Consider the following 23,916-nt stretch of genomic DNA (forward strand, 5'->3'; position numbering starts at 1 on the left):
GCACGCCCGTCCCACCCCTTCTTCCTCCCTCCACTCCCCAGCATCGGAGTTCCCCATGAGCGGTGTTCCTCCCACCCCCGCACTCCCCGTCGCCCCCGCCCACGGCCACGCGATGGTCGACTTCGAGGAGCGGGTCAACTTCGGCCGGCTCCGCTCCTACCGCCTCTCCCGCATCCAGCGGGCGCTGGAGGAGAGCGAGCTGGGCGCGGTCCTCGTCTTCGACAACAACAACATCCGCTATCTGACCGGTATCTCGATCGGCGAGTGGACCCGGGAGAAGCTCTCGCGGTACGCGGTCTACACCCGCACCGGTGAGCTGATCCTGTGGGACTTCGGCTCGGCGGCCGTGCACAACCGGATGTACGCGCCGTGGATGAAGCCCGAGAACTGTCTCTCCTCCTGGACCACCATGCGCGGCGCGGTCCCGCCGGACGCGGGGCTGATGGAGCGGGCGGTCACCGAGATCAAGGGACGGCTGGCCGACGCCGGGGTGGGCGGCATGCCCATCGGTGTGGACATCCTGGACCTCCCGCTGCACTCCGAGCTGACCCGCCAGGCCCTCGACGTGCGCGACGGCCAGCAGGTGATGCTGGACGCCCGGCAGATCAAGAACCGGGACGAGATCACCCTGCTGTCGATGGCCGCCGCCATGGTCGACGGTGTCTACCACGACATCACCGAGGCCCTGAAGCCGGGCGTCCGCGAGAACGAGATCGTGGCGCTGGCCAACAAGCGTCTGTACGAGATGGGTTCGGACGATGTCGAGTCCATCAACGCGGTGTCGGGCGAGCGGTGCAACCCGCATCCGCACAATTTCTCGGACCGTCTCATCCGCCCGGGTGACCAGGCGTTCTTCGACATCATGCACTCCTACAACGGCTACCGGACGTGCTACTACCGCACCTTCAACGTGGGCCGGGCCACCACCGCGCAACGCGATGCCTATGTCCGTGCCCGGGAGTGGATGGACACCGCGATCACGGCCATCAGGCCCGGGGTCTCCACCGCCGATGTGGCCCGGCTCTGGCCGACCGCCCAGGAGATCGGGGTCGAGGACGAGAAGACCGCCTTCGGTCTGCTCTTCGGCCACGGTCTGGGGCTCGCCCTGCACGAGCGGCCCATCATCAGCCGGCTGACCTCGCTGGAGAGCCCGATGCTCATCGAGGAGGGCATGGTCTTCGCGCTGGAGACCTACTGCCCGGCCGGCGACGGGGTCTCGGCCGCCCGGATCGAGGAGGAGGTCGTCGTCACCGCCACCGGGGTGGAGATCCTCACCCGCTTCCCGGCGGACGAACTGTTCATCGCCAACCAGTACTGACGGGGAGACACCCATGTCCGTCGAAGCGACCCTCCCCGGCGAGGTGTCCGAGCAGACCGCGCTCGGCCTCTACCGGACCATGAGCTGTGCCCGCAGGTTCGAGAAGCGGGCGTACGACCTCTTTCTGAAGAACCTGGTGAAGGGCACCACCCATCTCGGGATCGGACAGGAGGCCATCGCCGCCGGTGTGGCCGCCGCGATGCGCGAGGACGACTACTCCTACGTCACCTACCGGGGCCACAACCACCTGATCGCGCGCGGCACCCCGCTCGCCCCGCTGATGGCGGAGCTGCTCGGCCGGGACAACGGGCTGATGCACGGCAAGGGCGGCTCGATGCACCTCATCGACGCCGAGCGCGGCATTCTCGGCTCGTACGCGATCATCGGTGCCCAGCTCGTCATCGCCAACGGCGCCGCCTGGTCCGCGCAGTACCGGGGCAGCGGCCAGGTCACGGTCTGTTTCTTCGGGGACGGCGCGACCAACATCGGGGCGTTCCACGAGGCCCTGAACTTCGCCGTGATCTGGAATCTGCCGGTGGTGTTCGTCTGTGAGAACAACCTGTACATGGAGTACACCCGGATCGACAGTGTCACCGCCGTGGCGAACCCGGCCGCCGACCGGGCCGCGGCGTACGGGCTGCCGTCCCTCGTCATCGACGGCAACGACGCCGACGAGGTGTATCTCACCGCCGCCGGCGCGATCGCGCAGGCCCGCGCGGGCGGTGGGCCCTCGCTGATCGAGGCGGTCACCTACCGGCACGGGGGCCACTCCCGGGCCGATCCGGCGAAGTACCGCGACCCGGGCGAGGTCCGGGCCTGGCTGGAGAAGGACCCGCTGGTCACCTATCGGGCGCGGCTGCTCTCCCGGGGTGTCCCCGAGGCACTGCTGGACGGGATCGACGCCGAGATCGCGGTACGGATCGACGAGGCGACCGAGGAGGCCGTCGCGGGCGACTGGCCGGACGCGGCACGGCTCTACACCAATGTCTGGAGCGACGGTGGCCATGCCTGGCGCAACTGACACCGCCACCGGTGCCCCGCGCCCGGCCCCGTCCGGCGCCTCCGCCCGTCGCACCCTCCCCGGCGCCCCCGCGGGCGCCCTCATCGAACGGAAAGGGGGGCCCACCCCATGGGTGTGCTGACCTATCGCAGAGCAGTCGCGCACGGCATCGCCCAGGAGATGCGCCGCGATCCCCGGGTGGTCTTCCTCGGCGAGGACGTGGCCGCGGCCGGCGGGGTGTTCAAGACCACGGCCGGTCTGCTGGAGGAGTTCGGCCCCCGGCGGGTGCGGGACACCCCGATCAGTGAGCAGGCCATCCTCGGAGCGGCCATGGGGGCCGCCATGACCGGGCTGCGCCCGATCGCGGAGATCATGTACAGCGACTTCTTCGCGGTCTGCTGGGACCTGGTCGCCAACGAGATCTCCAAGAGCCGCTACATGTCCGACGGTCAGGTCTCCTTCCCGCTGGTCGTCCAGTGCGGCAACGGCGCGGGGCTGCGGTTCGGCGCCCAGCACTCCCAGTCGATCGAGAACTGGGCGATGGCGATCCCCGGACTGAAGGTGGTGGCCCCGGCGACGGCACGGGATGTCGTCGGGCTGATGGCGGCGGCGGTCCGCGACGACGACCCGGTGATCTTCTTCAACCACAAGGCGCTCTACTCCGCGAAGGAGGAGGTTCCCGATCTCGACGGGGAGATCGTGGAGGAGCTGGGCCGGGCCGTGGTGCGCCGGGAGGGCGAGGACGCCACCATCGTGGCGCTGGCGGCGATGGTGCCCCGGGCGCTCGCCGCCGCCGACCGGCTGAGCTTCGAGCGGGGCATCGAGTGCACGGTCGTCGATGTCCGCAGCCTGGTGCCGCTGGACACCGCGACGATCCTGGCGCACACCGCCCGTACCGGACGGCTCTTCACGGTCGAGGAGAATCCGCGGCTCTGCGGCTGGGGCGCGGAGATCGTCTCCATCGCCACCGAGGAGTGCTGGGGTGCGCTCACCGGCGCGCCGGTGCGGATCACCACGCCGCACATCCCGCTGCCGTCGGCGGACTCCCTGGAGGATCTGGCGATTCCCTCGGTGGACCGGATCACGGACACGATCCGCGTCGCGCTGGACTCCTGACCCGCACGGCCATGGAGTGGTCGCCCAGGGCGATTCCGGCCGTCAACGAAGAACGATCAACCACCGACGAGAGGTGCGTACGATGAGTGGAACCCACAGCGAGCGGCTCGGCTGGCTCGGTACCGGGCGGATGGGCACGGTCATGGCGCGGAGCCTGCTGGACGGCGGCGCCGAGGTGTCCGTGTGGAACCGCACGGCCGCCAAGACGGTGCCGCTGGTGGAGCAGGGCGCCAGAGCCGTCGGAACCATCGATGAACTGGCGGACGCGGACATCGTCTTCGTGATGGTCTCCGCCGGCGCGGATCTGATCGCCGTCACCACGGGCGAGGGCGGGCTGCTGCGCGCCGGGCGTCCCCCGCGGGTCGTCGTGGACTGCTCGACCGTCTCGGCCGAGGCGTCGGCGGAGGTCCGCGCGGCGGCCGAGGCCGCCGGGGTGGCCTTCCTGGCCGCTCCGATCAGCGGCAATCCGCAGATGGTCGCCGACGGAGCGGGGGCGATCGTGGCCTCGGGTCCGCGCGAGACCTACGATCTGGTGCTGCCGTATCTGCGTCTGATCGCGCCCACCGTGGTGCACGCGGGCCCGGGCGAGCAGAGCCGGCTGGTGAAGATCTGTCACAACCTGATGCTCGGCATGATCACTCAGGCGCTGGCGGAGGTCACCGCGCTGGCGGAGAAGGGCGGGGTGCCGCGCGCGGCCTTCGTCGACTTCATCAACGGCTCGGTGCTCGGCTCCACCTTCATCCGGCACAAGGGCCGGGCGCTGGTGGAGCGCGACTACACCCCCACCTTCAACAACAGGATGCTCCGCAAGGACTTCGATCTGGGGCTCGGCGCGTCACGGGCGCTGGAGGTGCCGATGCCGGTGAGCGCCCTGGTGCACCAGCTCATCCAGACGGCGATCGGCCATGGCTTCGCGGAGCAGGACTACGCGGCGCTGTACGAGGTGGAGGCCCGCGCGGCGGGTATGCGTCCCGAAGACTTCGCCGTCTGAGCCGTCTGAGGCGTCTGAGCCGTCCGCCCCCCGTGCGGCTGCCGCTGACCGCCGTGCGACAGCCGTACGACAGCCGTGCGGCCGATGCGCCATCGGCCGCCTCCCGAGACCCCGCCGTGTGTGTGCCACTGCTCCCCTGTCCTGCGATGGCGCGCGCACGGCGGTCCGCCCCGGGGCGGGCCCGTTCCCACCCGAACGGGCCCGCCCCGGGGTTCTGTTCACCAGTCCGTGGCGATGTACTTCGTCTCCGTGTACTCCAGGATGCCCTCGTGGCCGCCTTCCCGGCCGAGTCCGCTCTGCTTGACCCCGCCGAAGGGGGCGGCCGGGTCCGAGACGATGCCCCGGTTGAGGCCGACCATGCCGGTCTCCAGGGTGTCGGCGAGCGCGAGTCCGCGGCGCAGGTCGCGGGTGTAGAGATAGGAGACGAGGCCGTACTCGGTGGCGTTGGCGAGACGGACCGCCTCGGCCTCGTCCCGGAACCGGACCAGCGGCGCCACGGGTCCGAAGATCTCCTCGGCGAGGACGGCGGAGCCGGGGGCGACCCGGTCGAGCACGGTCGGCGGGTAGTAGTGGCCGGCCCGGTCCGGTATCCGGCCGCCGGTCAGCACCACCGCGCCGCGCGCCACGGCGTCCTGGACCAGCTCGTCCACCTTGGCCTGGGCGGCGGCGTTCACCAGGGGTCCGACCTCGGTGTCCTCGTCGAGTCCCGGTCCGACCCGCAGGGAGGCCATGGCCTCGGCGAGCCGGCCGGCGAACGCGTCGGCGACCGACTCGTGGACGTAGAAGCGGTTGGCGGCGGTGCACGCCTCGCCGCCGTTGCGCATCTTGGCGAGCATCGCGCCCCGGACGGCGGCGTCGAGGTCGGCGTCCTCCAGCACCAGGAAGGGGGCGTTCCCGCCGAGTTCCATGGAGGTGGACAGGACCCGGTCGGCGGCGCCGTGCAGCAGCCGGCGGCCGACCTCGGTGGAGCCGGTGAAGGAGAGCTTCCGCACGGCGGGCAGGCCGAGCATGGCGGTGACCACGGCTCCGGAGCGGTCGGCGGGGAGCACATTGACCACTCCGGCGGGTGCGCCCGCCTCCTCCATCAGCGCGCCGATGGCGAGGGCGGTGAGCGGGGTGTCGCTGGCGGGCTTGAGCACGACGGAGCAGCCCGCGGCGAGCGCGGGGCCGATCTTCCGGGTGGCCATGGCCGCGGGGTAGTTCCAGGGGGTGATCAGGACGGCGACCCCGATGGGCGCGTGATCCACCAGGATGCGGTAGCCGCCGGCGGGAGCGTGCTGGACGGTGCCGGACAGACGGACGGCCTCCTCGGAGTACCAGCGGAAGAACTCCGCCGCGTAGGCGACCTCGGCCCGTGCGTCGGGGAGTGCCTTGCCGTTCTCGGCGGTGATGAGGGTCGCGAGGAGATCGGCGCGCTCGGTCATCAGCTCGTACGCGCGGCGCAGGACGGCGGAGCGCTGCCGCGCGGGGGTGGCGGCCCAGCCGGGCAGGGCCCGCGAGGCGGCGGCCACCGCGTCGACGGCGTCGCGCTCGCTCGCGGACGCGACATCGGCGAGGTGGCCGGCGGTGGCGGGGTCGTGGACATCGATGCGGCGGCCATCGGAGGCCGGGCGCCAGGCGCCGTCGATGAGGAGTTCGGTGGGACAGCGGTCCAGGGCGTCGCGCAGCTTCATGGGTGCTCGCTTCTCGGTGATCTCGCTGAGGGTGGGTGAAATTGGCTTAGCCAATATGCCAATATACGGACGGGAGTCCCTCCGGTCCATGGTGGCGCCGGACCCGGCGAGGTGTGGCAAAGTGGCCTGGCCACTCGCTCGGGAGAAAAGAGGCGTGCCGATGACAGGAACCACGGGGCCGGGGCCGGAGCGCGGGAAGCCGCCCGTCCGCGCCGGGGGCCGGGACGCCGGGGCGGACCGCCCGCCGGCACCGGGGCGGCGGACGGCAGCTCCGGAGGTCGCCGGTCTCCGGCCCACCCGGCCGCTGGCCGTCAGCAGGCTCTCCGACCGGGTCGCCGACCGCATTCGTGAGTTCATCGTCGCCGAGGACCTCGCCGAGAACACCCGGCTGCCGGCCGAGCGCGAACTCGCCGTCCGTTTCGGCACCAGCCGCCCCACCGTCAGCCAGGCCCTGCGCACCCTCTCCCTCATGGGGCTGGTCGAGATCCGCCCCGGGTCGGGTGCCTATGTCGTCCACCGGCCGGACCGGGTGCTGACCGCCACCGTGGGGCTGATGCTGGATCTCGACAGGGATTCGGTGCGGCATCTGGCGCGGCTGCGGCTGTGGCTGGAGACCACGGGAGTCCAGGAGGCGGTGCGCGCGGTGGGGGCCGCCCCCCGGGACGAGGCCGCCGGCCTCCCCGATGTGCGCGCCGCGTTCGAGCGGCTGAGGGAGAGCGCGGGCAATGTCTCGGCGTGGATCGCCGCCGATACCGTCTTCCACGCCACGATCGTGCGCCGCTCCGGTAACCCCTTCCTCTCGTCGATCTACGAATCGGTGCACACGGCCGTCATCCGTTACGAGTACGAGCCCTGGATCAGGACCCAGAGCACGCCGCCGTGGCTGGCCCCGGGCGAGGCGGAGCGGCTGCTCGCCGTCCACGAGCCGATCCTGGAGGCGGTCGAGGCCGCCGATGAGACGGCGGCGCTGGAAGCGGTCCGCCGCCACCACGACACCGTGATGGCCAACCTGGGAACGCGCTGACCGGCGCGTCACCGGACACCGCGTACCGGATCGGGGGTCGCGGATCGGGGTCGCGTACGGGGCAGCGGCGCATATTCTTGCCGGATCGGCAATCTTGCCTTTCCGGCAAGTTCTGTGCACCATGGTCGCATGACCCAGGGAGACGAGGCCCCCGCCGGGCTGCGGGAGCGCAAGAAGCGGGAGACCCGCGTCGCGCTGAGCCGGGCCACGATCCGGCTCTGTGTCCAGCGGGGGTGGAGCAATGTCACGGTGGAGGACATCGCCGCCGAGGCGCATGTGTCCGTGCGGACCTTCCGCAACTACTTCTCCGGCAAGGCGGAGGCCATCGCCGCGAGCCATGTGGAGCGCATGCGCGGGATCGCCGGCGAACTGCGCTCCCGGCCGGCGGCCGAGCCCCTGTGGGACTCGATCGTCCACGCCGTGCTGACCCGCTTCGCACCGCCGGGCGGGACCGGCGCCCCTCACGACCGGCGCTGGACCGACGGGCTCCGGCTGATGCTGGCCGAGCCGGCGCTCCAGGGCGAGATCGTGAAGGCCAACGCCGTCGCGGAGGAGGAGCTGGCGCGGGCCGTCGCCGAGCGCACCGGCGCCGACGCCGCCCGCGACATCCACCCGCGGCTGGTCGCGGCGGTGGTCTGCTCCGGTACCGCCGTGGCCGTGGAGCACTGTCTGCGCGCGGAGCGGCCGGTGCCGCTCGAAGCGGTGCTGCGCGAGGTGTTCGACCGGGTCACCCGGGGCCTGCCCGCCCCGTAACGCACGAACCGATCCCGCCCCGGTCGCCGCCGGGGCGTTCCCGTCCACACACGAGGGGGAGACAATGCTGTCCACGGATGTCGTCATCGCCGGAGGCGGTCCGAACGGGCTGATGCTCGCGTGCGAACTCGCCCTGGCCGGGGTCCGGCCGGTCGTCCTGGAGAGCCTGCCCGCGCCCAGCGGGGAGCCGAAGGCGAACGGGCTCCTCGGCCAGGTCGTGCGCATGGTCGACCACCGGGGGCTGCACGAGCGGCTCGGCGGTGCGCCGGGGCCGCCGAGGCCGAACACCGCGTACTTCATGTTCGCCGCGCTGCCCCTGGACCTGAGCCTGCTGCGGGAGAGCCCGGTCCACACCCTGCCGGTGCCGCAGCAGCGCGTCGTCCGGGTTCTGGAGGAGCGCGCGGCGGAACTCGGTGTGGAGATCCGGCGCGGGCACCGGGTCACGGGGCTCGCGCAGGACGACCGGGCGGTCACCGTGGATGTGGCGGGGACGGAAGGCGTCCACCGGCTGCGGGCCCGCTACGTCGTCGGCGCCGACGGGGCGCACAGCACCATCCGCAAACAGTCCGGAATAGCCTTCCCCGGTGTCGGCTACGACCGCACGACCACCCGCACGGCGCATGTCACGGTGCCGGAGGAGTGGGTGGACGCGGCGACCGGCGCGCTGGACGTGCCCGGTCACGGCCCCGTCCTGCCGTTCCTGCCGCTGCGCACCGAGCACGGGGGCTTCTCCTGGGCACCGTTCCCCGGCCACCCGCCGCTCGTCAGCACCACCGAGTGGGACCAGGCCGGGTCCGGGGCGCCGGTGAGCCTCGACGAGATCCGGGCCAGCGTCCGCCGCGTGCTCGGCGCGGATCTGCCACTGGCCCCGCCCGCCGGGGAGGGGCCGCGTGTGCTGCGCCGGCTGACCGGCGGACACACCCGCGTGGCCGAGCGGTTCCGGGACCGCCGGGTGTTCCTCGTCGGGGACGCGGCCCATGTCTACGCCTCGGGCGGCGGCCCCGGGCTCAATCTCGGCCTCCAGGACGCGGTCAACCTCGGCTGGAAGCTCGCCGCCGAGATCCACGGCGGCGCCCCGCCCGGCCTGCTCGACAGTTACGGGACCGAGCGCCGGCAGGCCGCCGACCGCATGGTCGTCAACGCCCGGTCACAGAGCGCGCTCACCGCGCCCGGCGGTGATGTCACCGCGCTGCGCGCGCTGTTCACCGAGCTCCTCGGCGAGCCGGAGACCGTCCGGCTCCTCGCCGGCCTCACCGCGGGCACCGATATCCGCTACGCGATGGGCGGCCCCGAAACCCACCCCCTGACCGGCCGGTTCGCACCGGAGCTGGAGCTGATCACCCCCGCGGGGACCGTCCGGCTGGCGGAGCTGACCCACGCGGCACGGCCCCTGCTGCTCGACCTCACCGAGGACGGCTCGGCCGCCGGGGCGCTCGGGAGCGGCCAGGACCGGGTGGAGATCGTCACGGCCCGGCCCCACTCCCCCGCCCCCGTGGCCACCGCCCTGCTGCTGCGGCCCGACTGCCATGTCGCCTGGGCGTCGTCCTCACCGCGCCCCGAACCGGCCGAGCTGGACGCCCTCCGGGCGGCCGCCCGGCGGTGGTTCGGTGTCACGAGCCCCGCCCGTGACGAGCCGGATCGCCCCGGGGAGCGCGGAGCGGCGGCCCTGTCGCCATCACTCCCCGGGAGCGGCCGTCGAGAGCAGCGGGGATAGGAGGCGCCTTTCAGACGGTCTCCACGGCGGGGGACCCCGGCCCTCCGGGAAACAGGCCGGCGGTCACCCGTTCCCCTGTTCGGCGCGGAGTGGCCCGTACATCCCGTCCCGCTATACACGGTCTTCGCGGGGCGCAGTCGATGGGGCGGGAGGACAGCGTGCGGCGCTCCGGTGGCCGCCGGGGCAGCAGTGGCCCTTCTGTGGCGGGGCCGAGCGTGTGGTCACCGGGAGCGCGGGCCGTTGACGAACGCTTCACCGGACAGGCCCAGGTGGTCCCGGAGCGCGGTCCGGCCGGTACCGGTGAGGGCGACGGCGCGGCTGGTGCCGATCCGGGTGAACCAGCCGGAGCCGAAGCCGTGGGCGCACAGGGCGGCACCGGCCGTGCCGGCCAGATGCGGGCGGCGCTCCGTCCAGTCCAGACAGGAGCGGACCGGCGGGCGCCGGCCGGGCGGGAGCGTGATGCCGAGCTCGTCCAGCCACGCGATCCCGTCCCCGGTGAGCGTCAGTCCCCGCTCCCAGTCCAGCAGGCCCCGGTGCGTCATGGCCCTGGTGATCTCGACGCCGAGGGCGCCCGCGAGATGGTCGTAGCAGGTGCGGGCGCGGGCCAGCGCCCGGCTGCGGTTGACGCCCGGCAGCGAGCGGGGCGGCTCGGTGCGCGGAGGTGCCATGGCGGCGAGGTTCTCGATCAGTTCCGCCGTGGCGGCGTCGGCCAGCCGCACATAGCGGTGACGGCCCTGGCGCTCCTGCGTCAGCAGTCCCCCGGCGACCAGGCGGTTGAGGTGCTCGGTCGCGGTCGAGGCGGCCACCCCGGCGTGGCGGGCCAGCTCGGCCGCGGTCCAGGCCCGGCCGTCCAGCAGCGCGAGGCAGAATCCCGCCCGGGTGCTGTCGGCCAGCAGGCCCGCCAGGGCGGCCAGGTCCGGGCCCTCGGCATGCGTGTCTCGGCTGTTCATCATCGTCCACCCTCCCTCGGGGACACTTCGGCGGGCGCCGAAACGTCCCCGTTCTACCGTCCGGTCCCATGAACACCATGACACCCGGCGGCGCGTCCGCCGACACCTCCCCGCGTCATATGACCATCACACCGAGCGTTCTGTACTTCGGGACACCGGTGGTGCTGCTGTCCACCGAGAACGAGGACGGCTCCTTCAACCTGGCGCCGATGTCCTCGGCCTGGGCCCTGGGGCAGGTGGTCGTCCTGGGGCTGGGGGCCGACGGGCAGACCGCGCACAATCTCCGCAGCAGACCCGAGCTGGTGATCAACCTGCCCTCCCCGCATCAGTGGCCCGCCGTGGAACGGCTCGCGCCGCTCACCGGGCGCACGCCCGTGCCCGAGCGCAAGCGAGCGGGGTTCCGGTTCGAACGGGACAAGTTCGCCGCCGCGGGTCTGCGGCCCGACGACTCCGAGCTGGTCCGACCGCCCCGGGTCGCCTCGTGCCCCCTCCAGCTGGAGGCCCGGGCCGCCCGGGTCCAGCCCGATGTCTCCGGCGAGTTCCTCATCGCCGAGGCCCATGTGCTCACGGTCCACGCCGACGCACGCATCGTCGTTCCCGGCTCCCAGCACATCGACCCGGCGATGTGGAGTCCGCTGGTCTACAACTTCCGCCACTACTTCGGACTCGGCTCCGAACTCGGTCACAGCTTCCGTTCCACGACACCCCGCTGAAGCCGCCCGGCCCGGCGCTCCGTCAGGCCGCCGGGGTCGACCGCGGCGGATGCGGAGGCGATCCCTCCGTTCTGTCGGTGCCCGCTGCGATGATGACGGCCGTACCGACAGACGGGAGACACACCATGGTGGAGCGGGCCGTGCGACGGATCGCCGAGCGGATCGTCGCCAGTGCGCCGACGGGCTGGACACGGGCCGTACTGGGCAGCGAGGCGGGGCGGGGCGGTGTCTCGGTGTCGGGCCACTACACCGTTCCCGGTGCGGACCCGTCGCGCCGTCAGGTGCCCAGCCTCTTCGCCGAGCTGGGCGATGTCGCGGACGCCGTGCGCGAGGTCCGGGGGTGGGAGCGCACCTGCCTGGAGATGGTGTGCCGGCCGTCCGGGGAGTACCGGCTGGTCGCCACCGCGGACGCGATCACCGGCCTGCGCGGCCCGGGCGGCGGGTTCCAGGCCGTCCTGGACCCCGGATACCGGCCGCCCCAGCCCGGTTCGGCGCAGGAGGGGGGCACGGCAGCCCCGGCGGGCGACCCCCGGCTGGCGGTGGCGCGGTTCCACGCGTATCTGGAACGGCGTGCCGCGATCCTGGGGCGGCCCGAGCCACTGCCGCCGCCCGTCTCCGCCGCCGCGCTGAACGAGGCGGAGCGCCGCATCGGCCGGTCCCTGCCCGCAGATCTCCGGGCGCTGTATCTGATCTCCGACGGGGACGGCATCGACGACGACCACCGCTGTCTGCTCGGGGACAGCGCCTGGCTGCCGCTGGAGGATCTCGTCGCCGCCCACGCCGATCACCGCGAACCGGTCTGGTTCGGCTGGGACCTGGCGTGGGACGCGGTGGTCCTCGACGCCGACCCGCCCCGCACCGTGCGCCGCTGCGGCGGGCACCCGGCCTGGCTGCCCTTCGCCAGCAGCGAGGACGGCAACTATCTGGCGGTGGACCTGGCCCCGGCCCGGGACGGCCGCCCCGGCCAGATCATCCGCATCGGCCGGGACCACGACGGCGGGCCGAGCCGGGTCGCCGATTCGGTCACCTCGCTGCTCGGCCACCAGCTGCGGCTTCTGGAGCAGGGGGCCTACGAGCGGCGGGGCGACCACATCACCCTGCGCGAACCCGTCCGCCGGCACGGCTCCGGCTCCGGCTCCGGCCCCGGCCCCGGCCCCGGCCCCGGCCCCGGCCCCGAGAAGATCGTCGGGGAGATCCCCGACGAGCTACCCTCCGGCCTCCAGGCCATCCACGTCAACGATGCCTCCGGGCCGGTCGATCTCTCCCGGCTCGCCGTCTGCCCGGATCTGCGGCGCGTGCATCTCAACCGGTGTGCCACCACCGACTTGACGCCGATACGGGCGCTGCCGGTGGAGTCCCTCCGCGTCACCCTGGACGGTGGCGACCTGGCCCCGCTCGACGGCCACCGCGACCTCGTCTCGCTCGATCTGGGGACCACCGCGCCCGTCGATCTCGCACCCCTGCGCACCGTCCCCCAGCTGCGCGGGCTGGACCTCTCACGGGCCGGGGTCCACGATCTGAGCCTGCTGGCGGACCTGGGCGATCTGCGGTATCTCTCCCTCACCGCCCGGCAGTGGAGTGCCCTGCTGGACGAGGGCAAGGCGCCGCCCACCCTCGCCGCGGCCCGGCTGGCCGACGGGGACGCCTCCTTGGAGGAGGCCCTGACCTGGGCGGCCCGTCTCGGTCTGCGCACGGCGGACGCGGTGCGTGCCCATGGCACCCTCGGCGGCGGGTGAGCGTGCGGTGGTGTCAGCGCTCCCGGGGCCTCCTGAGCACCTCGGTCAGGGCGGCGACGCTGTGGTCGCCGTGGCCCGCGTCGGCAGCCCGCCGGAGCAGGTCGTTCAGCGGGGCGAGCCAGGCCGTGTCGACGCCCGTCTCCCCGGTCAGCTCCTGGTCGTGGGCGGCTCCCGCGAGAAAGAGATTCACCGAGGAGGCCCCGGCGGTGTAGTCCCCGGTGTCGATCTCCTCGGCGTAGACCGGCAGCAGGCCATTGATCATGTCCAGCCACTTGCCGGCGAACCGCACCAGGGAGCCGGCCTCCAGCCCGCGCGCCTGGACGGCTGCCGCCCCCTGGAAGAAGCCGACGAGGGCCGGCAGCAGCATGGCACCCACCGCCATCTCGTACAGGGCGGCGAGATCGATCTCGTCGCCGAGGTGGACCGTGTCGCCGCCGAGCACCCTCAGAACCGTGCCGTACTCGTCGAAGACGGTCCTGTCGCCGCTGTAGTACAGCAGGGTGTCGGGCGCTCCCACGGCCGATGGCACGTTCTTGACGGCCCCGGCGAGCAACCGGGCACCGTGGCCGCCGGCCCAGGAGCCCATCGCGCGGGCGCCTGCCGGGGAGCCGCTGTTCAGGGTGGCGAGTGCGCGCCCGGACAGCACGGCGGCGGCCGGTTCCAGGGCCTGGCGGGTGTCCTCGAAGGTGGTCAGACAGGTGATGACCAGCGGGCTCGCGGCGACCGCGTCCTCCACCCGCCCGGTGTGCACCGCTCCCTTGGCCACCAGCGGCGCGGCCTTCCCCGGTGTGCGGTTCCAGACCGTCGTCGGATGCCCGGCACCGAGGAACGCCCCGGCCAGCGCTCGGCCCATCGAACCCAGCCCGATGACGGTCACGGGTGTGCGGTCGTTCCCGGCCATGTGTCGCTCCAGTCCACAGTCCGCGCGCCGGAACGGCGGCGGACACCGAAAGAGGGGGAGTCGGCACCGGTCGTGGTGATCACGGCCCGACCCTCCTCATCGTGGCCTCTGACTGATGAACCCTCAAGTACCTACCTTTCGGTGCGGTACTCACCTTTTCGTCAGTGGCCGCGGAAGCCGGACCGCGAGAAGCACGGCGGGCATCGCGGAGTGACTGCCTCCACGGTCCCGGTCCGAGGGTGCCGGGCACGGGCCGGAGCGGGGTGCGCGGCCCGGAGCGCCCGGCTGCCGGGAGCCCCGCCCGGTCAGCCGGAGAGGAGGGAGTCGTCCTGGGGGCGGGCGCCGGGGAGTTGGTGGCGGGCGGCGATCAGCGCGGCGTCGATGTCCCGTGTACCGGTGGAGACGCAGAGCGTGTAGACGACATCGTCCATCCGCCGCCGCACATCGGAGCCGGCGCTGTCCTGCGCGCCGAGCGAACGCAGGGTCCGGTACTCCGCCACCAGCCGGGACAGCACCACGGGGTGAGCCATCAGCATGACAAACTCTCCTGTCGCCTACACAGATCTTCCTGGGGCCCGGCTACCCGCCCCGGCCCCCCGCACACCTCCTCCCCGGCCGGACTCAGGCCGCGGACTCCGCCGTTCCGGGCAGTCCCGCGAGCCGCCGCCGGTCGAGCGGGTAGGCGCGGCGGTCGAGGCGCCGCTCCAGCAGCCGCCGGGCTCCGTCGCAGTGGCCCGCCTCCACCAGGACGTACAGCAGGGTCTCCTCGACGATCTCGCGCTGGGCGGCGCTGCCGCCGACCCGGTACAGAACCGGCAGGACCTCGCGCAGAGTCCGGGCGGCGGCGGTCCAGCGTTCCTCCAGTACGGCGGCGAGCGCCTCGCAGAGGGGTGCGACGACCTCCCGTTGCACCGGATCGGCCCGCTGGGCGTGGGTACGCAGCCGGCGCAGAGCGGGAAGGTCGGCGCAGGCGGCGAGCGCGACCGCGCTGTGCAGCGCGGTGAACGGGGTTGCGGGGCTCTCCAGTTCCGCGCAGGCCACCGCGGAGCGCACGTCCGCGGCGGGCAGCGGGCCCGTCCAGCTGCGCGCCATCCGGGCGCGCCACAGCAGCGAGCCGGAGTCGACCAGGGCCCGTACGCCGTGCACCCGGTCCGGGGCGAGCTGGGCGAACCACCGTCTGCGCACGGCGCCGGGATCGTCGAGCGCCAGTTCGTGCAGGGCCGCGTGCCAGGAGAAGTGGGCCCGGTGCACGGCTCCGCGGCCCCGCCCCGCGATCCAGCCGTCGAGCCAGTCGCGGCCCGGGCCGTGCCGGCCGGACTCGTAGTGGACATGGGCGAGGGCGTGCGCGGCGTGACCGGAGTCCGGCTGGGCCGCCAGGGCCCGCCGGGCGAGTTCGCCGGCCTCCTCGTACCCGCCCTGCTCCTGGCGGATGAAGGCCCGCAGCGACAGGTGGAACCAGTGGTCCCCGTGGGCGGGCGCGGTGGTGTCGAGGAGCCGTCCGGCCAGCCCTTCCTCCAGGTCGCCGACGCCGGAGAAGGCGATGGTGGGGACGGCCATGCCGAGCGCCAGGGCGTCGCGGGGGAAGCGGCCGAGATGGGCGACGAGGGGCCGGTCGTCGGCGGCGCGGACCCGCCGGGTGAGCGCTTCGACGAACGAGCGCTCGCGCTCGTCGCCCCGTTCGCGGACACTGCGCCCCGCGAGGGCGAGGGCCTGGGGCACGTCGACGTCCGCGCCGCACTCCTGCCCGAGAAGGGCGAGGGCGGCGTGGGCCAGGGCGAACCCGGGGTCCAGTTCCACGGCGCGGTTCAGGGCGGCCTCGGCCCCGCCCCGTACGGTGACGATCCGGTGGAGGGCCTGACGGTACGCGGCCGCCGCGGCCTTGTGGGTGGAGAGCGCCAGCCCGAACTGATCGGAGGGACGGCGCCGGGGCGCTCGGGTACGGAGGGTGAGCGGGGCCAGCAGGGCGAGCGCGACCTCCTCGGCCTGGACCCGGATCTCGGGGATCGCCGTGGTCTCCCAGGCCTCACCGCGCCGGGCCGACCCCAGGGTGTACAGCGGCCGGTTGGTCCGGCCGCCGCTGTCGCGCAGCCGGCCGGCGTCGGTGACGACCCCCATGCCCAGGGGGCCGGGCACCGCCAGCCCGTCCGCGACGAGCCCGTGCCAGAGCGGGTCGGAGGGGTCGTCGGCGCGGAGCCCCGGGCCGGTGCAGTCCACGACCCGGCCGACCCGTACCGTACGCCCGTCGGTGAGGGAGACGGTGAGGCGGCCGTCGCCCGCGTCGCGCGCCGAGGCGACCCGGCCGGCGCTCACCCGGAGCCGGCGGGCGGCCAGGGCGCGGTCGATGGTCTCGGCGCCGGCGGGTGCCATCCGGTGCCGGTGGGTGTTCCACCAGGCGGCGTCCGAGCCGAGGAAAGCGGCCCGTTCCTCGTCGTCGAGACCCTGCCAGAGCAGGGAGGTGACCGGGCGCAGCCCGTCCAGGGCGGGGCGCCAGTCGCCGTGGGCGCGCTGCGAGGCGAGCAGATGGCGCCGGACCGCCGTGCGCAGCCGGCCGAGCGGCAGCCCGGCGAGACCTGTGGGCGGGGCGAGCGGCGGGAGCGGGGTCAGGGCGTGCCGCTGGGGCAGCAGCCCGTGGCGCGAGACGGCGAACACCACCCGGTGGGGCCGGTCCAGGAGCACGGCGAGGTCGACGGCGGTCAGCCCGGTGCCGACCAGCAGCACGTCCTCGTCGTCGCGGACGGCGTCGAGGGCGCCGGGCTCCCAGGGCCGGGCGATGAACCGTTCGGAGGCGCGCAGTCCGGCCGGCGCCCAGCCGCTGGTTCCCGCGGTCGGCCCCGTGGCGAGAACGACTCCGTCCGCGTTCAGGGTCCCGCCGTCCGAGAGCCGCACCTCGGCGGGGTGTCCGGCGGGCCAGGAGATCCCGGTGGCGGTGGTGCGCAGCCTGCGCACCGTGACGGTGCCGTGCGCCGACATGATCGCCTGGCCGAGGGTGTCGGCGAGGTAGGAGCCGTAGCGGTGCCGGGCGACGAAGTCGGCCGCCGTGACGGACGGGTCCCCGTGGCGGCAGAGCCAGCGGACGAAGTGGCCGGGATCGTCCGGGTAGCAGCTCATGTTCCCGGCCGGCACATTGAGCAGACAGCGCGGGTCCTGGACGGCGTACGCGGTCCCCCGGCCGGCCTCCCCCGCGGGGTCGACGAGCCAGAGATCGAGGGGGACACGCCGTCTGGCGGCGGTGGTACAGAGCTGAAGGGTGGTCAGCGCGCCCGCAGCTCCGGCTCCGACGACGGCGAGGGCGGGGCGGGCGGGGCGGGGCTCCGGGTGGGCTCGATCCGGGTGGGACGGGGACACACATACCTCCGACTGGGGTCTGCCAGGGAAGCGCTCGGAAGTACTCCACTATCCCGATGAACATTGCGCCGTACAACACCCACTCCGCCGAACGGCGCTGACACCGGGGCGAGTTCCGGCCATCCCGGTGGGGTTGTCCGGGTGCGCGCGAGCCGTGAGACATTGATCCCGTGAGGATTTCAGCGAGAACGGACTACGCCGTCAGGGCCATGGCGGAGCTGGCCGGCCGCCCGGACCGGCCGCTCACGTCGGAGGACATCGCGAGCGGTCAGGACATCCCCGTCCGCTTTCTCTTCACCGTGCTCAGGGATCTGCGGCAGGCCCGGCTCGTGCGCAGCATCCGGGGGCCGGAGGGGGGCTACGAACTGGCCCGGCCGGCCGGGGAGATCACCCTGGCCGACATCATCCGTGCCATGGACGGGCCGCTGGCGAGTGTGCGTGACCTGAAACTGACGGATCTGGAGTATCCCGGCGCGGCGGCGGTGCTGCCCGATGTGTGGCGCGCGGTGCGGACGAGTCTGCGGGAGGTGCTGGAGGGGACGACGCTGGCGGACCTGGCGGCGGGGGTGCTGCCTCCTCTGGTCCGGGAGCGGGCCCGGGTGTACCGGGAGGACACCCGGAGCTACCCGTCCTGACGGGTGGCTCCCGCGGCCCGGCCCGGGCGACGGCCCATCCGGCCCATCCGGCCCATGGCCCGGGCGACCTCGGCCAGTCCGGGGGCACCTGCCGGGGGGAGCTTGAGGTAGGCCCCCGCGCCACAGGCGACCCGCACCCGCCGGGCACAGGTCGGGGACCAGCCCCCGAACCCCCGCGCCTCAAACGCCGGCGAGGCTGAAATTACCCGGCACACCGGCAAGACCGAGCAAACCCAGCCCGTCCGGAGGCCCCCCAGAGGCAGCACCGAGGAAACTCGAGGACAGACCCGAGACCCTGCGTCACAGACCACCCGAGCAAACCCAGCCCGTCTGGGGACGCCCGCCAGGGGAAGCTTGAGGTCGGCCCCCGCGCCACAGGCCACCCGCACCCGCCGGACACACATCGGGGACCAGCCCCCGAACCCCCGCGCCTCAAACGCCGGCGAGGCTGGAATTGCGTGCCACCGGACCGCGCACAGCGCAGGCCACGGTCGGCAGGCGGGCCGGACACACACCACCCGGGAGCCGCATCGGGCTCAGCGGGGGCGGTCCAGGACATGGTGGATACGGCTGGCGACATGCAGGTTGAGCCGGGTGTCGACATCGCCGAGGTCGAGGCCCGTGACCTCCCGGATGCGCTGGAGCCGGTAACGCACCGTGCTCCGGTGGATGTGGAGCAGCCCGGCGGTGGTGTCGTAGCTGCCGCCGCTCTCCAGGTAGTGGGAGAGAGTGGCGGTCAGTTCGGTGCGGTGGCCGGCGTCGTAGTCGAGCAGCGGGCCGAGCCACTCCCGTACGAAGCGGTCGGCCTCCCGTTCGCCGTCGCCCGCGCCCATCATGCGGCAGAGGCCCAGCTCCTCGAAACCGGTGCCGCCGTGGGGCGCATGGGATCCGCGCCGTACGGTCAGCGCCCGGACCGCCTCCTCGTAGGAGTGCGGCAGCTCCGTGTGGGCCTCACGGGGACCGCCGACGCCGAGGGCGCCCGCGCCGGTGCCGAGTTCCGCCGAGACGGCCCGGTGGAGCGTGCCGGGCTCGATGTCCCGTCCGGTCAGCAGGGCGACGGTGCGCGCTCCCCGGGACCCGGTGAGCGGCTCCAGCCGCAGCCGGCCCGCCGCGCGTTCCACCGCGTCCCCCACCCGGGCCGGGCCGACCGTGGCGGGCCATTCGAGTACGGCCACCCGGTGCGGCCGGCGCAGATCGTGGCCCAGTCCGGCCGCGCGGACCAGTACATCGTCGTCGGCCGTGCCCGCGATCAGCTTCTCCACCAGTTCACGGCGGAGACCGGGTTCCAGCTCGGCGAGCCGCCGTTCGTGGGCGAGCTGCGGGGCGAGGACGAGCGCGGTCTGTTCGAGGGCGGCTGTGTCCGTCTCCGTGGCCCGGCGGTCCGGGTCGACCAGGGCGACGGCTCCGAGCCGGGCGCCGGCCATGGTGATCGGGGCGATCAGCAGGTCCCGGTCGCGGATCGCGCCGGGGCCGGGCCCCGCGCCACCCGGTGCTCCGTCCGCGTCCCCGCGCCGCCCCTCCGGCTCGGGGCGCGGTCCGCCGCCGGCGCGGGCCCGGGGGTTGCCGAACGGGTCCTCGGTGAGGACGGGGAATCCGGTGTGCTCGTGCAGGGTCCGGAGGATGCCCTCCTCTCCCCCGCCGGAGGCGGCGGCACGGGCGAGCGCCTCGTGCAGGGCGTTCCGGGCGGTGAGGCGCAGAAGGGCGAGGTCGGGAGCGGGACCGGAGCCGACAGCGGGATCGGCGGAGCCGGCCAGCGCCGCACCGGTGTCGCGGGCGAGCGCCTCGGCGGCGGCGCTCTGCCGGTCCGAGGGAGTGGCCAGCTCCCGGACGACGAGATAGCCAAGACAGCGGGTCCGGTGACGGAGCGCGATGGCCCGTATCGGAGCGCCGCCGGGGGTCTCCAGCTGTCGGCTGTGGCCGTCCAGGGCGCCGATCAGCCGGTCCAGATGCCCCTCGGCGGGACCCGCCGGGACAGCAGGGCCGAGGGGGCCGGGCGGCGGACAGCGGCGTGGTGTGCCCTGGTCGAGCAGATACGCGGCCTCGGCGGCGAACGGGCCGGTGGCGGCGGTGGCCGCCAGGGCGCTCCACAGCAGCTCGCGCTCGTCCGAGCGGTGGGGCGGCTCGGCGGCACGGCGCGGAGCGGGCCGCCGGACCGGGCCGGCGGGCGGGGCCGTTCCGAGGGGGGCGTCGTCCATCGGGTTCCATTCGGGGCTCGATACATGACTCCGCCTCCACGCTACGCCGCCCGGCACGGGCTCTCACCAGGAAGCTCCGCCGTCAGCCTGTCCTGGCGGACCGGCGGAGCCGTGCGGATTGGTCTCGCCGGGCCGAGGAACGGGGGCGGGGCCCGCGCGACCCTTGCCGGAGGTGTGGCCGCTCCCGGGCCGTGACGCCCGCCGCCGGTGGCCGCGCCCCGTACCCCGGCCGCGCAGCCCGTCCGGGCCGGGTCCGGCGGGTACCGCGAGGGAGGAGAGTCCCATGGCGAAGGCAGTCGGTATCGGCCTCGGCCTCGGCACCACCGGCTCGGTCATCGCGGCCCGGGAGGGCGGTGAGCCCGCCGTGATCCCGAACGCCGGGGGAGCCAGGACCGCCCCCTCGGTGGTCGCCTTCACCGGCAACGGGGAGCCGCTGGTCGGCCGGTTCGCGCGCCGGCAGCCGATCCTCAGCCCCCAGGGCACGATCGCCTCCGCCAAGCGGTTCATCGGCCGCCGCTGCGGCGAGGTCTCCGACGAGGCCGGGGCGGTCGTCTCCGATGTGGTGGAGGGGCCGGGCGGAGGTGCCACGGGACCCGGGGGCCCGTCGGGTACGGCAGCGGGCGCGGCGGCCGGGACGCCCGGTGGGGCCCGGCCGGGGGACGCGCGGGGCGGCTCCCCGGACGGGGACGATGTCATCGACGCCGACTTCGACCGGAGCTGAGGTGGGGTCATGCCGGAGCAGGGTCAGCAGAGTCAGGACCGGAGCGGGGGCCGGGACCGCCCCGCCGAGGGCACCCCGCCCGAGCCGCCGCCCACCGGATCACCCGGCGGATCACCGCCCGACCAGGCGCCCACCGGACCACCGCCCGGCGCATCCTCCGACGGGCCACCACCCGAACCCGAACCCGGCGCATCCCCCAGCGGGCCACCACCCGAGTCGCCGCCCGAGCTGTGGCGGGACGACGCCCCGCAGCCCCGGGAGGCGCCCGGCCGAGCGGCGCCGGCCGCCGGGCAGGACCCCGACGAGCTGACCGACCGGTGGAAGCGGGCCCTCGCCGATCTCGACAACCTCCGCAAGCGGTACGCCCGCGACCGGCCCCGGGAGCTGGAGGCCGAACGGGCCCGGGTGGCCGCCGCCTGGCTCCCGGTCCTCGACCACCTCGAACTCGCCCTCGCCCACGCCGACGCCGACGCCGACGCCGACGCAAACGCGGACGCAGACGCAGACGCGATCGTGCGCGGGGTCCGGGCCGTGCGCGACCAGGCGGTGGAGGTGCTGAGGGGGCTCGGCTATCCGCGCCACGACGAGACCGGTGTCCCCTTCGACCCCCAGCGGCACGATGTGGTGTCCGTGGTGGACACCACCGGCACGGAGACCGCTCCGGGCACCGTCGTCCAGGTGCTGCGCCCCGGCTACGGCGACCCGGGCCGCCAACTGCGCCCGGCGGCGGTGACCGTCAGCCGAGAGCCCGAGTGAGACCGCCGTGGCCGTCCGGATCGCCCCGCTCCCCCGCTGCCGGCTCACCGGCCGCGACGTCCACGTCGCTCTGCCGGCCACCCCCTGGGAGGCGGCCCCGGGCACGGCGGTGCCGGTCACCGGGCCCGGGGGAACCCTCACGGTGCGGGTGCCACCGGGCACCTCCACGGGCCGGCGGCTGCGGCCGCGGCCGCGCGGCGAGGGGATGCCTCACCCCAGGGGGGCGACCGGCGACCTCCACGCGGAGATCCGGGTGATGGTGCCGCCCGCGCCGGGCGCGCGTGAGCGCGGGCTGTTCGGGGAACCGGCCGCCGTCTCGGCCTCCGACCCGAGGGAGCGGACATGAGAGCCCATGAGCCTCCGGGGCCCCGGGAGCGCGCCGGGGCGCGACCGGCCGACCGTGTCCATCCCCTGCGGGAGGCGAGGCGGCTCCAGGACGGGTACGTCTCGACCGAGCACCTGGTCCTGGCGATGCCGGACGAGAGCCCGGCCGGCGCCTCGGGCCTGCGCCTCGCCAAGCAGCGCGCCGGCCCGGTGCTGACGGAACCGGCCCGGCCGCTCGTCGCGAGCGAGGGGTACGACCCGGTCCACGGTGCCCGCCCGCCGCGGCGCTTCATCGCGCACGAGGTGGAGCCCCGGATCGGGCGGGCCCTGCTCAGCGGCGAGGCGCGCGAGGACGTGACCGCCGTGCTCGGCACCGCCGGCGGTGAACTGACCGTCGCCTTCCAGGACGGGCCGCCGGAGCCGGTGCCCGTCGACACCCCGCACCCCGGGAGCCCGTGATGACCAGTGAACCCGATCCGCATCTCTCCATGGTCCGGCCCGTCGCCCCCCGGACCCCCGACGGCTGTGAGGACTGTCTGCGCGAAGGCACCGTCTGGGTCCATCTGCGGCTCTGTCTCACCTGTGGCCGGGTCGGCTGCTGCGACTCGTCACCGGGACGGCACGCCCGGGCCCATGCCGCGTCCGCCGGGCACCCCATCGTCCAGTCCTTCGAGCCCGGCGAGGACTGGCGCTGGTGCTTCGTCCACGAGGCCATGGTCTGAGCCCCTCGGCGGCCGTGGCCGCGCGGTGGTACGGGAGGTCAGCCGGCGGCCGGCCGGTGGGTGCGGATGGGGCCGTTGAGGACGAGTTCGTCGACCGAGCCGATGAGTTCCACGGCGGGGACGCCGGGGCCGTGGACGGTGATGCCGCCGTCGACGCGGATACGCCGGGCGTGGGCGCCGGGCTTCAGGCTCAGCGCGGTGGCGGTCAGCTTCCGGAGTTCGCCCTCGACGAGGCTCTCGCCCTCCGCGCCGCGGGTCTCGATGCCCCGGTGGACGGTCAGGGTCCCGAAGGACTTGCTGATCTGGATGCCGACGGCCGCGTCGGCGTGGGTGACGATCCGGTCGAACTCGGCGCTCTCGACGGTGCCGTCGTAGATGTTGAAGCCCCGGGCGCCGAGGCCGAAGGTCTCCACGGGCGCGGTGAGGGTGAGCCGCCGGATGGTGCCGAAGTTGACGAACCCGATGGCGCTGGGGCCGTGGGAGGTGACCGGGGCGCGGGCCGTCCAGCTCTCCACCTCGCCCCACAGGTCGAGCACCATGTCGTTGACCCCGTAGGTGGTCACCGGCCCGTGGTTGACCACCTCGCGCACGGAGGCGCGGACGACGAAGACCCCGCCGGTGATCTGCCCGGGCGTTCCGGCGGGGATGCCGCCGTCGCTGAAGACGGCGTCCGTGTGGAGGCGTTCGCCCGTCACCCGGCCGCCCCGTTCGGTGCCGGAGACGAAGATCCCGCCGCCGCGCACCGGGGCGCCCTCCCGTCCGGCGGACAGGCCGACGAGATCGCAGGTGAGCAGGGTCCGGGGGTCGGACTGCTGGTTGTAGAGGGTGAACGCGCCCTGGAGGACCTCGACGTGGTACCCCCGGGGGCGCGGGGTGCGCTCCCGGGCGTCCGCCGCCTCGATGTCGAGCCCGTCGACGCGGATGTGCCCGGCGCCGACCCGGTCCCTGGCCAGCAGCTCCACCCGGCCGACGGTCGAGACCCGTTCCAGGACCAGCGTTCCCAGGTCGGGTACGGAGGTGTCGTTGTACACCGCTCTGGCGGCCGGCCGGGTCTCCAGCCGCAGCCCCGTCACCCGGTTGTCGCGGGTGAGGCACACCCCGTCCCCGCGGAACGCCAGGGCCGCGTCCGGGCCGCCGCCCGCCAGCACCGTTCCCGGTGGCAGCACCAGCGTGGGTACGTCCTCCAGCCGCCCCGCGACCAGTACCTCGGCGGGACCACCGGGGTCGTGGAGCGCCGAGACCAGCTCCTCGGCCGTGCCGACCTCGTGTCGTGCGATCACCATGCCCCGACGGTAGAGGCCGCCGCCATCCGGCGCCCGCGGGCAGGGC

General features: G+C 74.2%; 20 protein-coding genes and 2 pseudogenes. 15 read left to right on the top strand and 7 right to left on the bottom strand.

Features of this window, described 5'->3' with window-relative positions:
* Positions 1-55 precede the first annotated feature (55 nt).
* From ABT122_RS17150 to ABT122_RS17165, 4 genes are all read left to right on the top strand, one after another.
* Positions 56-1,318 (top strand): M24 family metallopeptidase, encoded by a 1,263-nt coding sequence (locus ABT122_RS17150; RefSeq protein ID WP_351552027.1) that lies wholly within the window; start codon positions 56-58, stop codon positions 1,316-1,318.
* Between the two features lie 13 nt (positions 1,319-1,331).
* Positions 1,332-2,339: a thiamine pyrophosphate-dependent dehydrogenase E1 component subunit alpha gene (locus ABT122_RS17155; protein WP_351552030.1), complete on the top strand. Its 1,008-nt coding sequence runs from the start codon at positions 1,332-1,334 to the stop codon at positions 2,337-2,339.
* Between the two features lie 108 nt (positions 2,340-2,447).
* Entirely contained in the window at positions 2,448-3,434 is a 987-nt protein-coding gene (locus ABT122_RS17160) for an alpha-ketoacid dehydrogenase subunit beta (RefSeq protein ID WP_351552033.1), read from the top strand.
* A gap of 73 nt (positions 3,435-3,507) precedes the next feature.
* Positions 3,508-4,425 (top strand): NAD(P)-dependent oxidoreductase, encoded by a 918-nt coding sequence (locus ABT122_RS17165; RefSeq protein WP_351552035.1) that lies wholly within the window; start codon positions 3,508-3,510, stop codon positions 4,423-4,425.
* A gap of 218 nt (positions 4,426-4,643) precedes the next feature.
* Here the strand turns inward: ABT122_RS17165 and ABT122_RS17170 are convergent, their stop codons facing one another.
* Entirely contained in the window at positions 4,644-6,098 is a 1,455-nt protein-coding gene (locus tag ABT122_RS17170; RefSeq protein WP_351552174.1) for an NAD-dependent succinate-semialdehyde dehydrogenase, read from the bottom strand.
* Between the two features lie 160 nt (positions 6,099-6,258).
* On the opposite strand from ABT122_RS17170, the gene ABT122_RS17175 reads away from it, so the two are divergent.
* The 3 genes from ABT122_RS17175 (at position 6,259) to ABT122_RS17185 (ending at position 9,589) form a co-directional block, all read left to right on the top strand.
* The gene (locus tag ABT122_RS17175) at positions 6,259-7,122 is read left to right on the top strand and encodes a FadR/GntR family transcriptional regulator (protein ID WP_351552037.1); all 864 of its coding nucleotides are present in this window, start codon (positions 6,259-6,261) and stop codon (positions 7,120-7,122) included.
* A gap of 129 nt (positions 7,123-7,251) precedes the next feature.
* Positions 7,252-7,875 (top strand): acyl-CoA-like ligand-binding transcription factor, encoded by a 624-nt coding sequence (locus ABT122_RS17180; protein WP_351552040.1) that lies wholly within the window; start codon positions 7,252-7,254, stop codon positions 7,873-7,875.
* A gap of 64 nt (positions 7,876-7,939) precedes the next feature.
* Entirely contained in the window at positions 7,940-9,589 is a 1,650-nt protein-coding gene (locus ABT122_RS17185; protein WP_351552043.1) for an FAD-dependent monooxygenase, read from the top strand.
* A gap of 221 nt (positions 9,590-9,810) precedes the next feature.
* On the opposite strand, the gene ABT122_RS17190 is transcribed toward ABT122_RS17185, so the two are convergent.
* The gene (locus tag ABT122_RS17190) at positions 9,811-10,539 is read right to left on the bottom strand and encodes an ArsR/SmtB family transcription factor (protein ID WP_351552176.1); all 729 of its coding nucleotides are present in this window, start codon (positions 10,537-10,539) and stop codon (positions 9,811-9,813) included.
* Between the two features lie 68 nt (positions 10,540-10,607).
* Between ABT122_RS17190 and ABT122_RS17195 the strand changes: the two genes are divergently transcribed.
* On the top strand, positions 10,608-11,252 hold the full coding sequence (locus ABT122_RS17195) for a flavin reductase family protein (RefSeq protein ID WP_351552046.1): 645 nt from the start codon (positions 10,608-10,610) through the stop codon (positions 11,250-11,252).
* A 125-nt stretch (positions 11,253-11,377) separates the two neighbouring features.
* Positions 11,378-12,988: an SMI1/KNR4 family protein gene (locus ABT122_RS17200; RefSeq protein ID WP_351552049.1), complete on the top strand. Its 1,611-nt coding sequence runs from the start codon at positions 11,378-11,380 to the stop codon at positions 12,986-12,988.
* 13 nt (positions 12,989-13,001) lie between these two features.
* Here the strand turns inward: ABT122_RS17200 and ABT122_RS17205 are convergent, their stop codons facing one another.
* The 3 genes from ABT122_RS17205 to ABT122_RS17215 all read right to left on the bottom strand — a co-directional run bounded on the left by ABT122_RS17205 (position 13,002) and on the right by ABT122_RS17215 (position 17,234).
* The gene (locus tag ABT122_RS17205; protein WP_351552052.1) at positions 13,002-13,889 is read right to left on the bottom strand and encodes an NAD(P)-dependent oxidoreductase; all 888 of its coding nucleotides are present in this window, start codon (positions 13,887-13,889) and stop codon (positions 13,002-13,004) included.
* A gap of 305 nt (positions 13,890-14,194) precedes the next feature.
* Positions 14,195-14,425: a DUF5133 domain-containing protein gene (locus ABT122_RS17210; protein WP_351552055.1), complete on the bottom strand. Its 231-nt coding sequence runs from the start codon at positions 14,423-14,425 to the stop codon at positions 14,195-14,197.
* A gap of 85 nt (positions 14,426-14,510) precedes the next feature.
* Positions 14,511-17,234: an FAD/NAD(P)-binding protein gene (locus ABT122_RS17215; protein WP_351552058.1), complete on the bottom strand. Its 2,724-nt coding sequence runs from the start codon at positions 17,232-17,234 to the stop codon at positions 14,511-14,513.
* 170 nt (positions 17,235-17,404) lie between these two features.
* Between ABT122_RS17215 and ABT122_RS17220 the strand changes: the two genes are divergently transcribed.
* Positions 17,405-17,869, top strand: coding sequence for an RrF2 family transcriptional regulator (locus ABT122_RS17220; RefSeq protein ID WP_351552061.1), 465 nt, complete (start codon positions 17,405-17,407; stop codon positions 17,867-17,869).
* Between the two features lie 536 nt (positions 17,870-18,405).
* Here the strand turns inward: ABT122_RS17220 and ABT122_RS17225 are convergent.
* Positions 18,406-20,064 (bottom strand): helix-turn-helix domain-containing protein, encoded by a 1,659-nt coding sequence (locus ABT122_RS17225; protein WP_351552063.1) that lies wholly within the window; start codon positions 20,062-20,064, stop codon positions 18,406-18,408.
* A gap of 283 nt (positions 20,065-20,347) precedes the next feature.
* Here ABT122_RS17225 and ABT122_RS17230 point away from each other — a divergent pair.
* The 5 genes and pseudogenes from ABT122_RS17230 to ABT122_RS17250 all read left to right on the top strand — a co-directional run.
* A pseudogene (locus ABT122_RS17230) lies at positions 20,348-20,650 on the top strand (Hsp70 family protein); the annotation flags it as partial.
* A gap of 144 nt (positions 20,651-20,794) precedes the next feature.
* Positions 20,795-21,541, top strand: coding sequence for a nucleotide exchange factor GrpE (locus tag ABT122_RS17235; protein WP_351552066.1), 747 nt, complete (start codon positions 20,795-20,797; stop codon positions 21,539-21,541).
* Positions 21,542-21,551: 10 nt separating this feature from the next.
* Positions 21,552-21,887 (top strand): annotated as a pseudogene (locus ABT122_RS17240) (DnaJ C-terminal domain-containing protein); the annotation flags it as partial.
* Positions 21,884-22,324 (top strand): Clp protease N-terminal domain-containing protein, encoded by a 441-nt coding sequence (locus ABT122_RS17245; protein ID WP_351552069.1) that lies wholly within the window; start codon positions 21,884-21,886, stop codon positions 22,322-22,324. The pseudogene ABT122_RS17240 and the gene ABT122_RS17245, both read left to right, overlap by 4 nt.
* The gene (locus tag ABT122_RS17250) at positions 22,324-22,587 is read left to right on the top strand and encodes a UBP-type zinc finger domain-containing protein (protein WP_351552071.1); all 264 of its coding nucleotides are present in this window, start codon (positions 22,324-22,326) and stop codon (positions 22,585-22,587) included. The genes ABT122_RS17245 and ABT122_RS17250 overlap by 1 nt, the downstream gene beginning before the upstream one ends.
* Positions 22,588-22,625: 38 nt before the next feature.
* On the opposite strand, the gene ABT122_RS17255 is transcribed toward ABT122_RS17250, so the two are convergent.
* A complete protein-coding gene (locus ABT122_RS17255) occupies positions 22,626-23,870 on the bottom strand; it encodes a hypothetical protein (RefSeq protein WP_351552074.1) in 1,245 nt (414 codons plus the stop codon).
* Positions 23,871-23,916 lie beyond the last annotated feature (46 nt).

The organism is Streptomyces sp. NPDC001985 (assembly GCF_040296845.1).
GTDB lineage: Bacteria > Actinomycetota > Actinomycetes > Streptomycetales > Streptomycetaceae > Streptomyces.

Excerpts from the sequence above, each read along its gene's own strand:
- ABT122_RS17155 (WP_351552030.1), top strand. The coding sequence starts at position 1,332 with ATGTCCGTCGAAGCGACCCTCCCCGGCGAGGTGTCCGAGCAGACCGCG.
- ABT122_RS17160 (WP_351552033.1), top strand. The coding sequence starts at position 2,448 with ATGGGTGTGCTGACCTATCGCAGAGCAGTCGCGCACGGCATCGCCCAG.
- ABT122_RS17180 (WP_351552040.1), top strand. The coding sequence starts at position 7,252 with ATGACCCAGGGAGACGAGGCCCCCGCCGGGCTGCGGGAGCGCAAGAAG.
- ABT122_RS17205 (WP_351552052.1), bottom strand. The coding sequence starts at position 13,889 with ATGGCCGGGAACGACCGCACACCCGTGACCGTCATCGGGCTGGGTTCG.
- ABT122_RS17235 (WP_351552066.1), top strand. The coding sequence starts at position 20,795 with ATGCCGGAGCAGGGTCAGCAGAGTCAGGACCGGAGCGGGGGCCGGGAC.
- ABT122_RS17210 (WP_351552055.1), bottom strand. The coding sequence starts at position 14,425 with ATGCTGATGGCTCACCCCGTGGTGCTGTCCCGGCTGGTGGCGGAGTAC.
- ABT122_RS17245 (WP_351552069.1), top strand. The coding sequence starts at position 21,884 with ATGAGAGCCCATGAGCCTCCGGGGCCCCGGGAGCGCGCCGGGGCGCGA.
- ABT122_RS17150 (WP_351552027.1), top strand. The coding sequence starts at position 56 with ATGAGCGGTGTTCCTCCCACCCCCGCACTCCCCGTCGCCCCCGCCCAC.
- ABT122_RS17250 (WP_351552071.1), top strand. The coding sequence starts at position 22,324 with ATGACCAGTGAACCCGATCCGCATCTCTCCATGGTCCGGCCCGTCGCC.
- ABT122_RS17190 (WP_351552176.1), bottom strand. The coding sequence starts at position 10,539 with ATGAACAGCCGAGACACGCATGCCGAGGGCCCGGACCTGGCCGCCCTG.
- ABT122_RS17195 (WP_351552046.1), top strand. The coding sequence starts at position 10,608 with ATGAACACCATGACACCCGGCGGCGCGTCCGCCGACACCTCCCCGCGT.
- ABT122_RS17170 (WP_351552174.1), bottom strand. The coding sequence starts at position 6,098 with ATGAAGCTGCGCGACGCCCTGGACCGCTGTCCCACCGAACTCCTCATC.
- ABT122_RS17185 (WP_351552043.1), top strand. The coding sequence starts at position 7,940 with ATGCTGTCCACGGATGTCGTCATCGCCGGAGGCGGTCCGAACGGGCTG.
- ABT122_RS17225 (WP_351552063.1), bottom strand. The coding sequence starts at position 20,064 with ATGGACGACGCCCCCCTCGGAACGGCCCCGCCCGCCGGCCCGGTCCGG.
- ABT122_RS17200 (WP_351552049.1), top strand. The coding sequence starts at position 11,378 with ATGGTGGAGCGGGCCGTGCGACGGATCGCCGAGCGGATCGTCGCCAGT.
- ABT122_RS17255 (WP_351552074.1), bottom strand. The coding sequence starts at position 23,870 with ATGGTGATCGCACGACACGAGGTCGGCACGGCCGAGGAGCTGGTCTCG.
- ABT122_RS17175 (WP_351552037.1), top strand. The coding sequence starts at position 6,259 with ATGACAGGAACCACGGGGCCGGGGCCGGAGCGCGGGAAGCCGCCCGTC.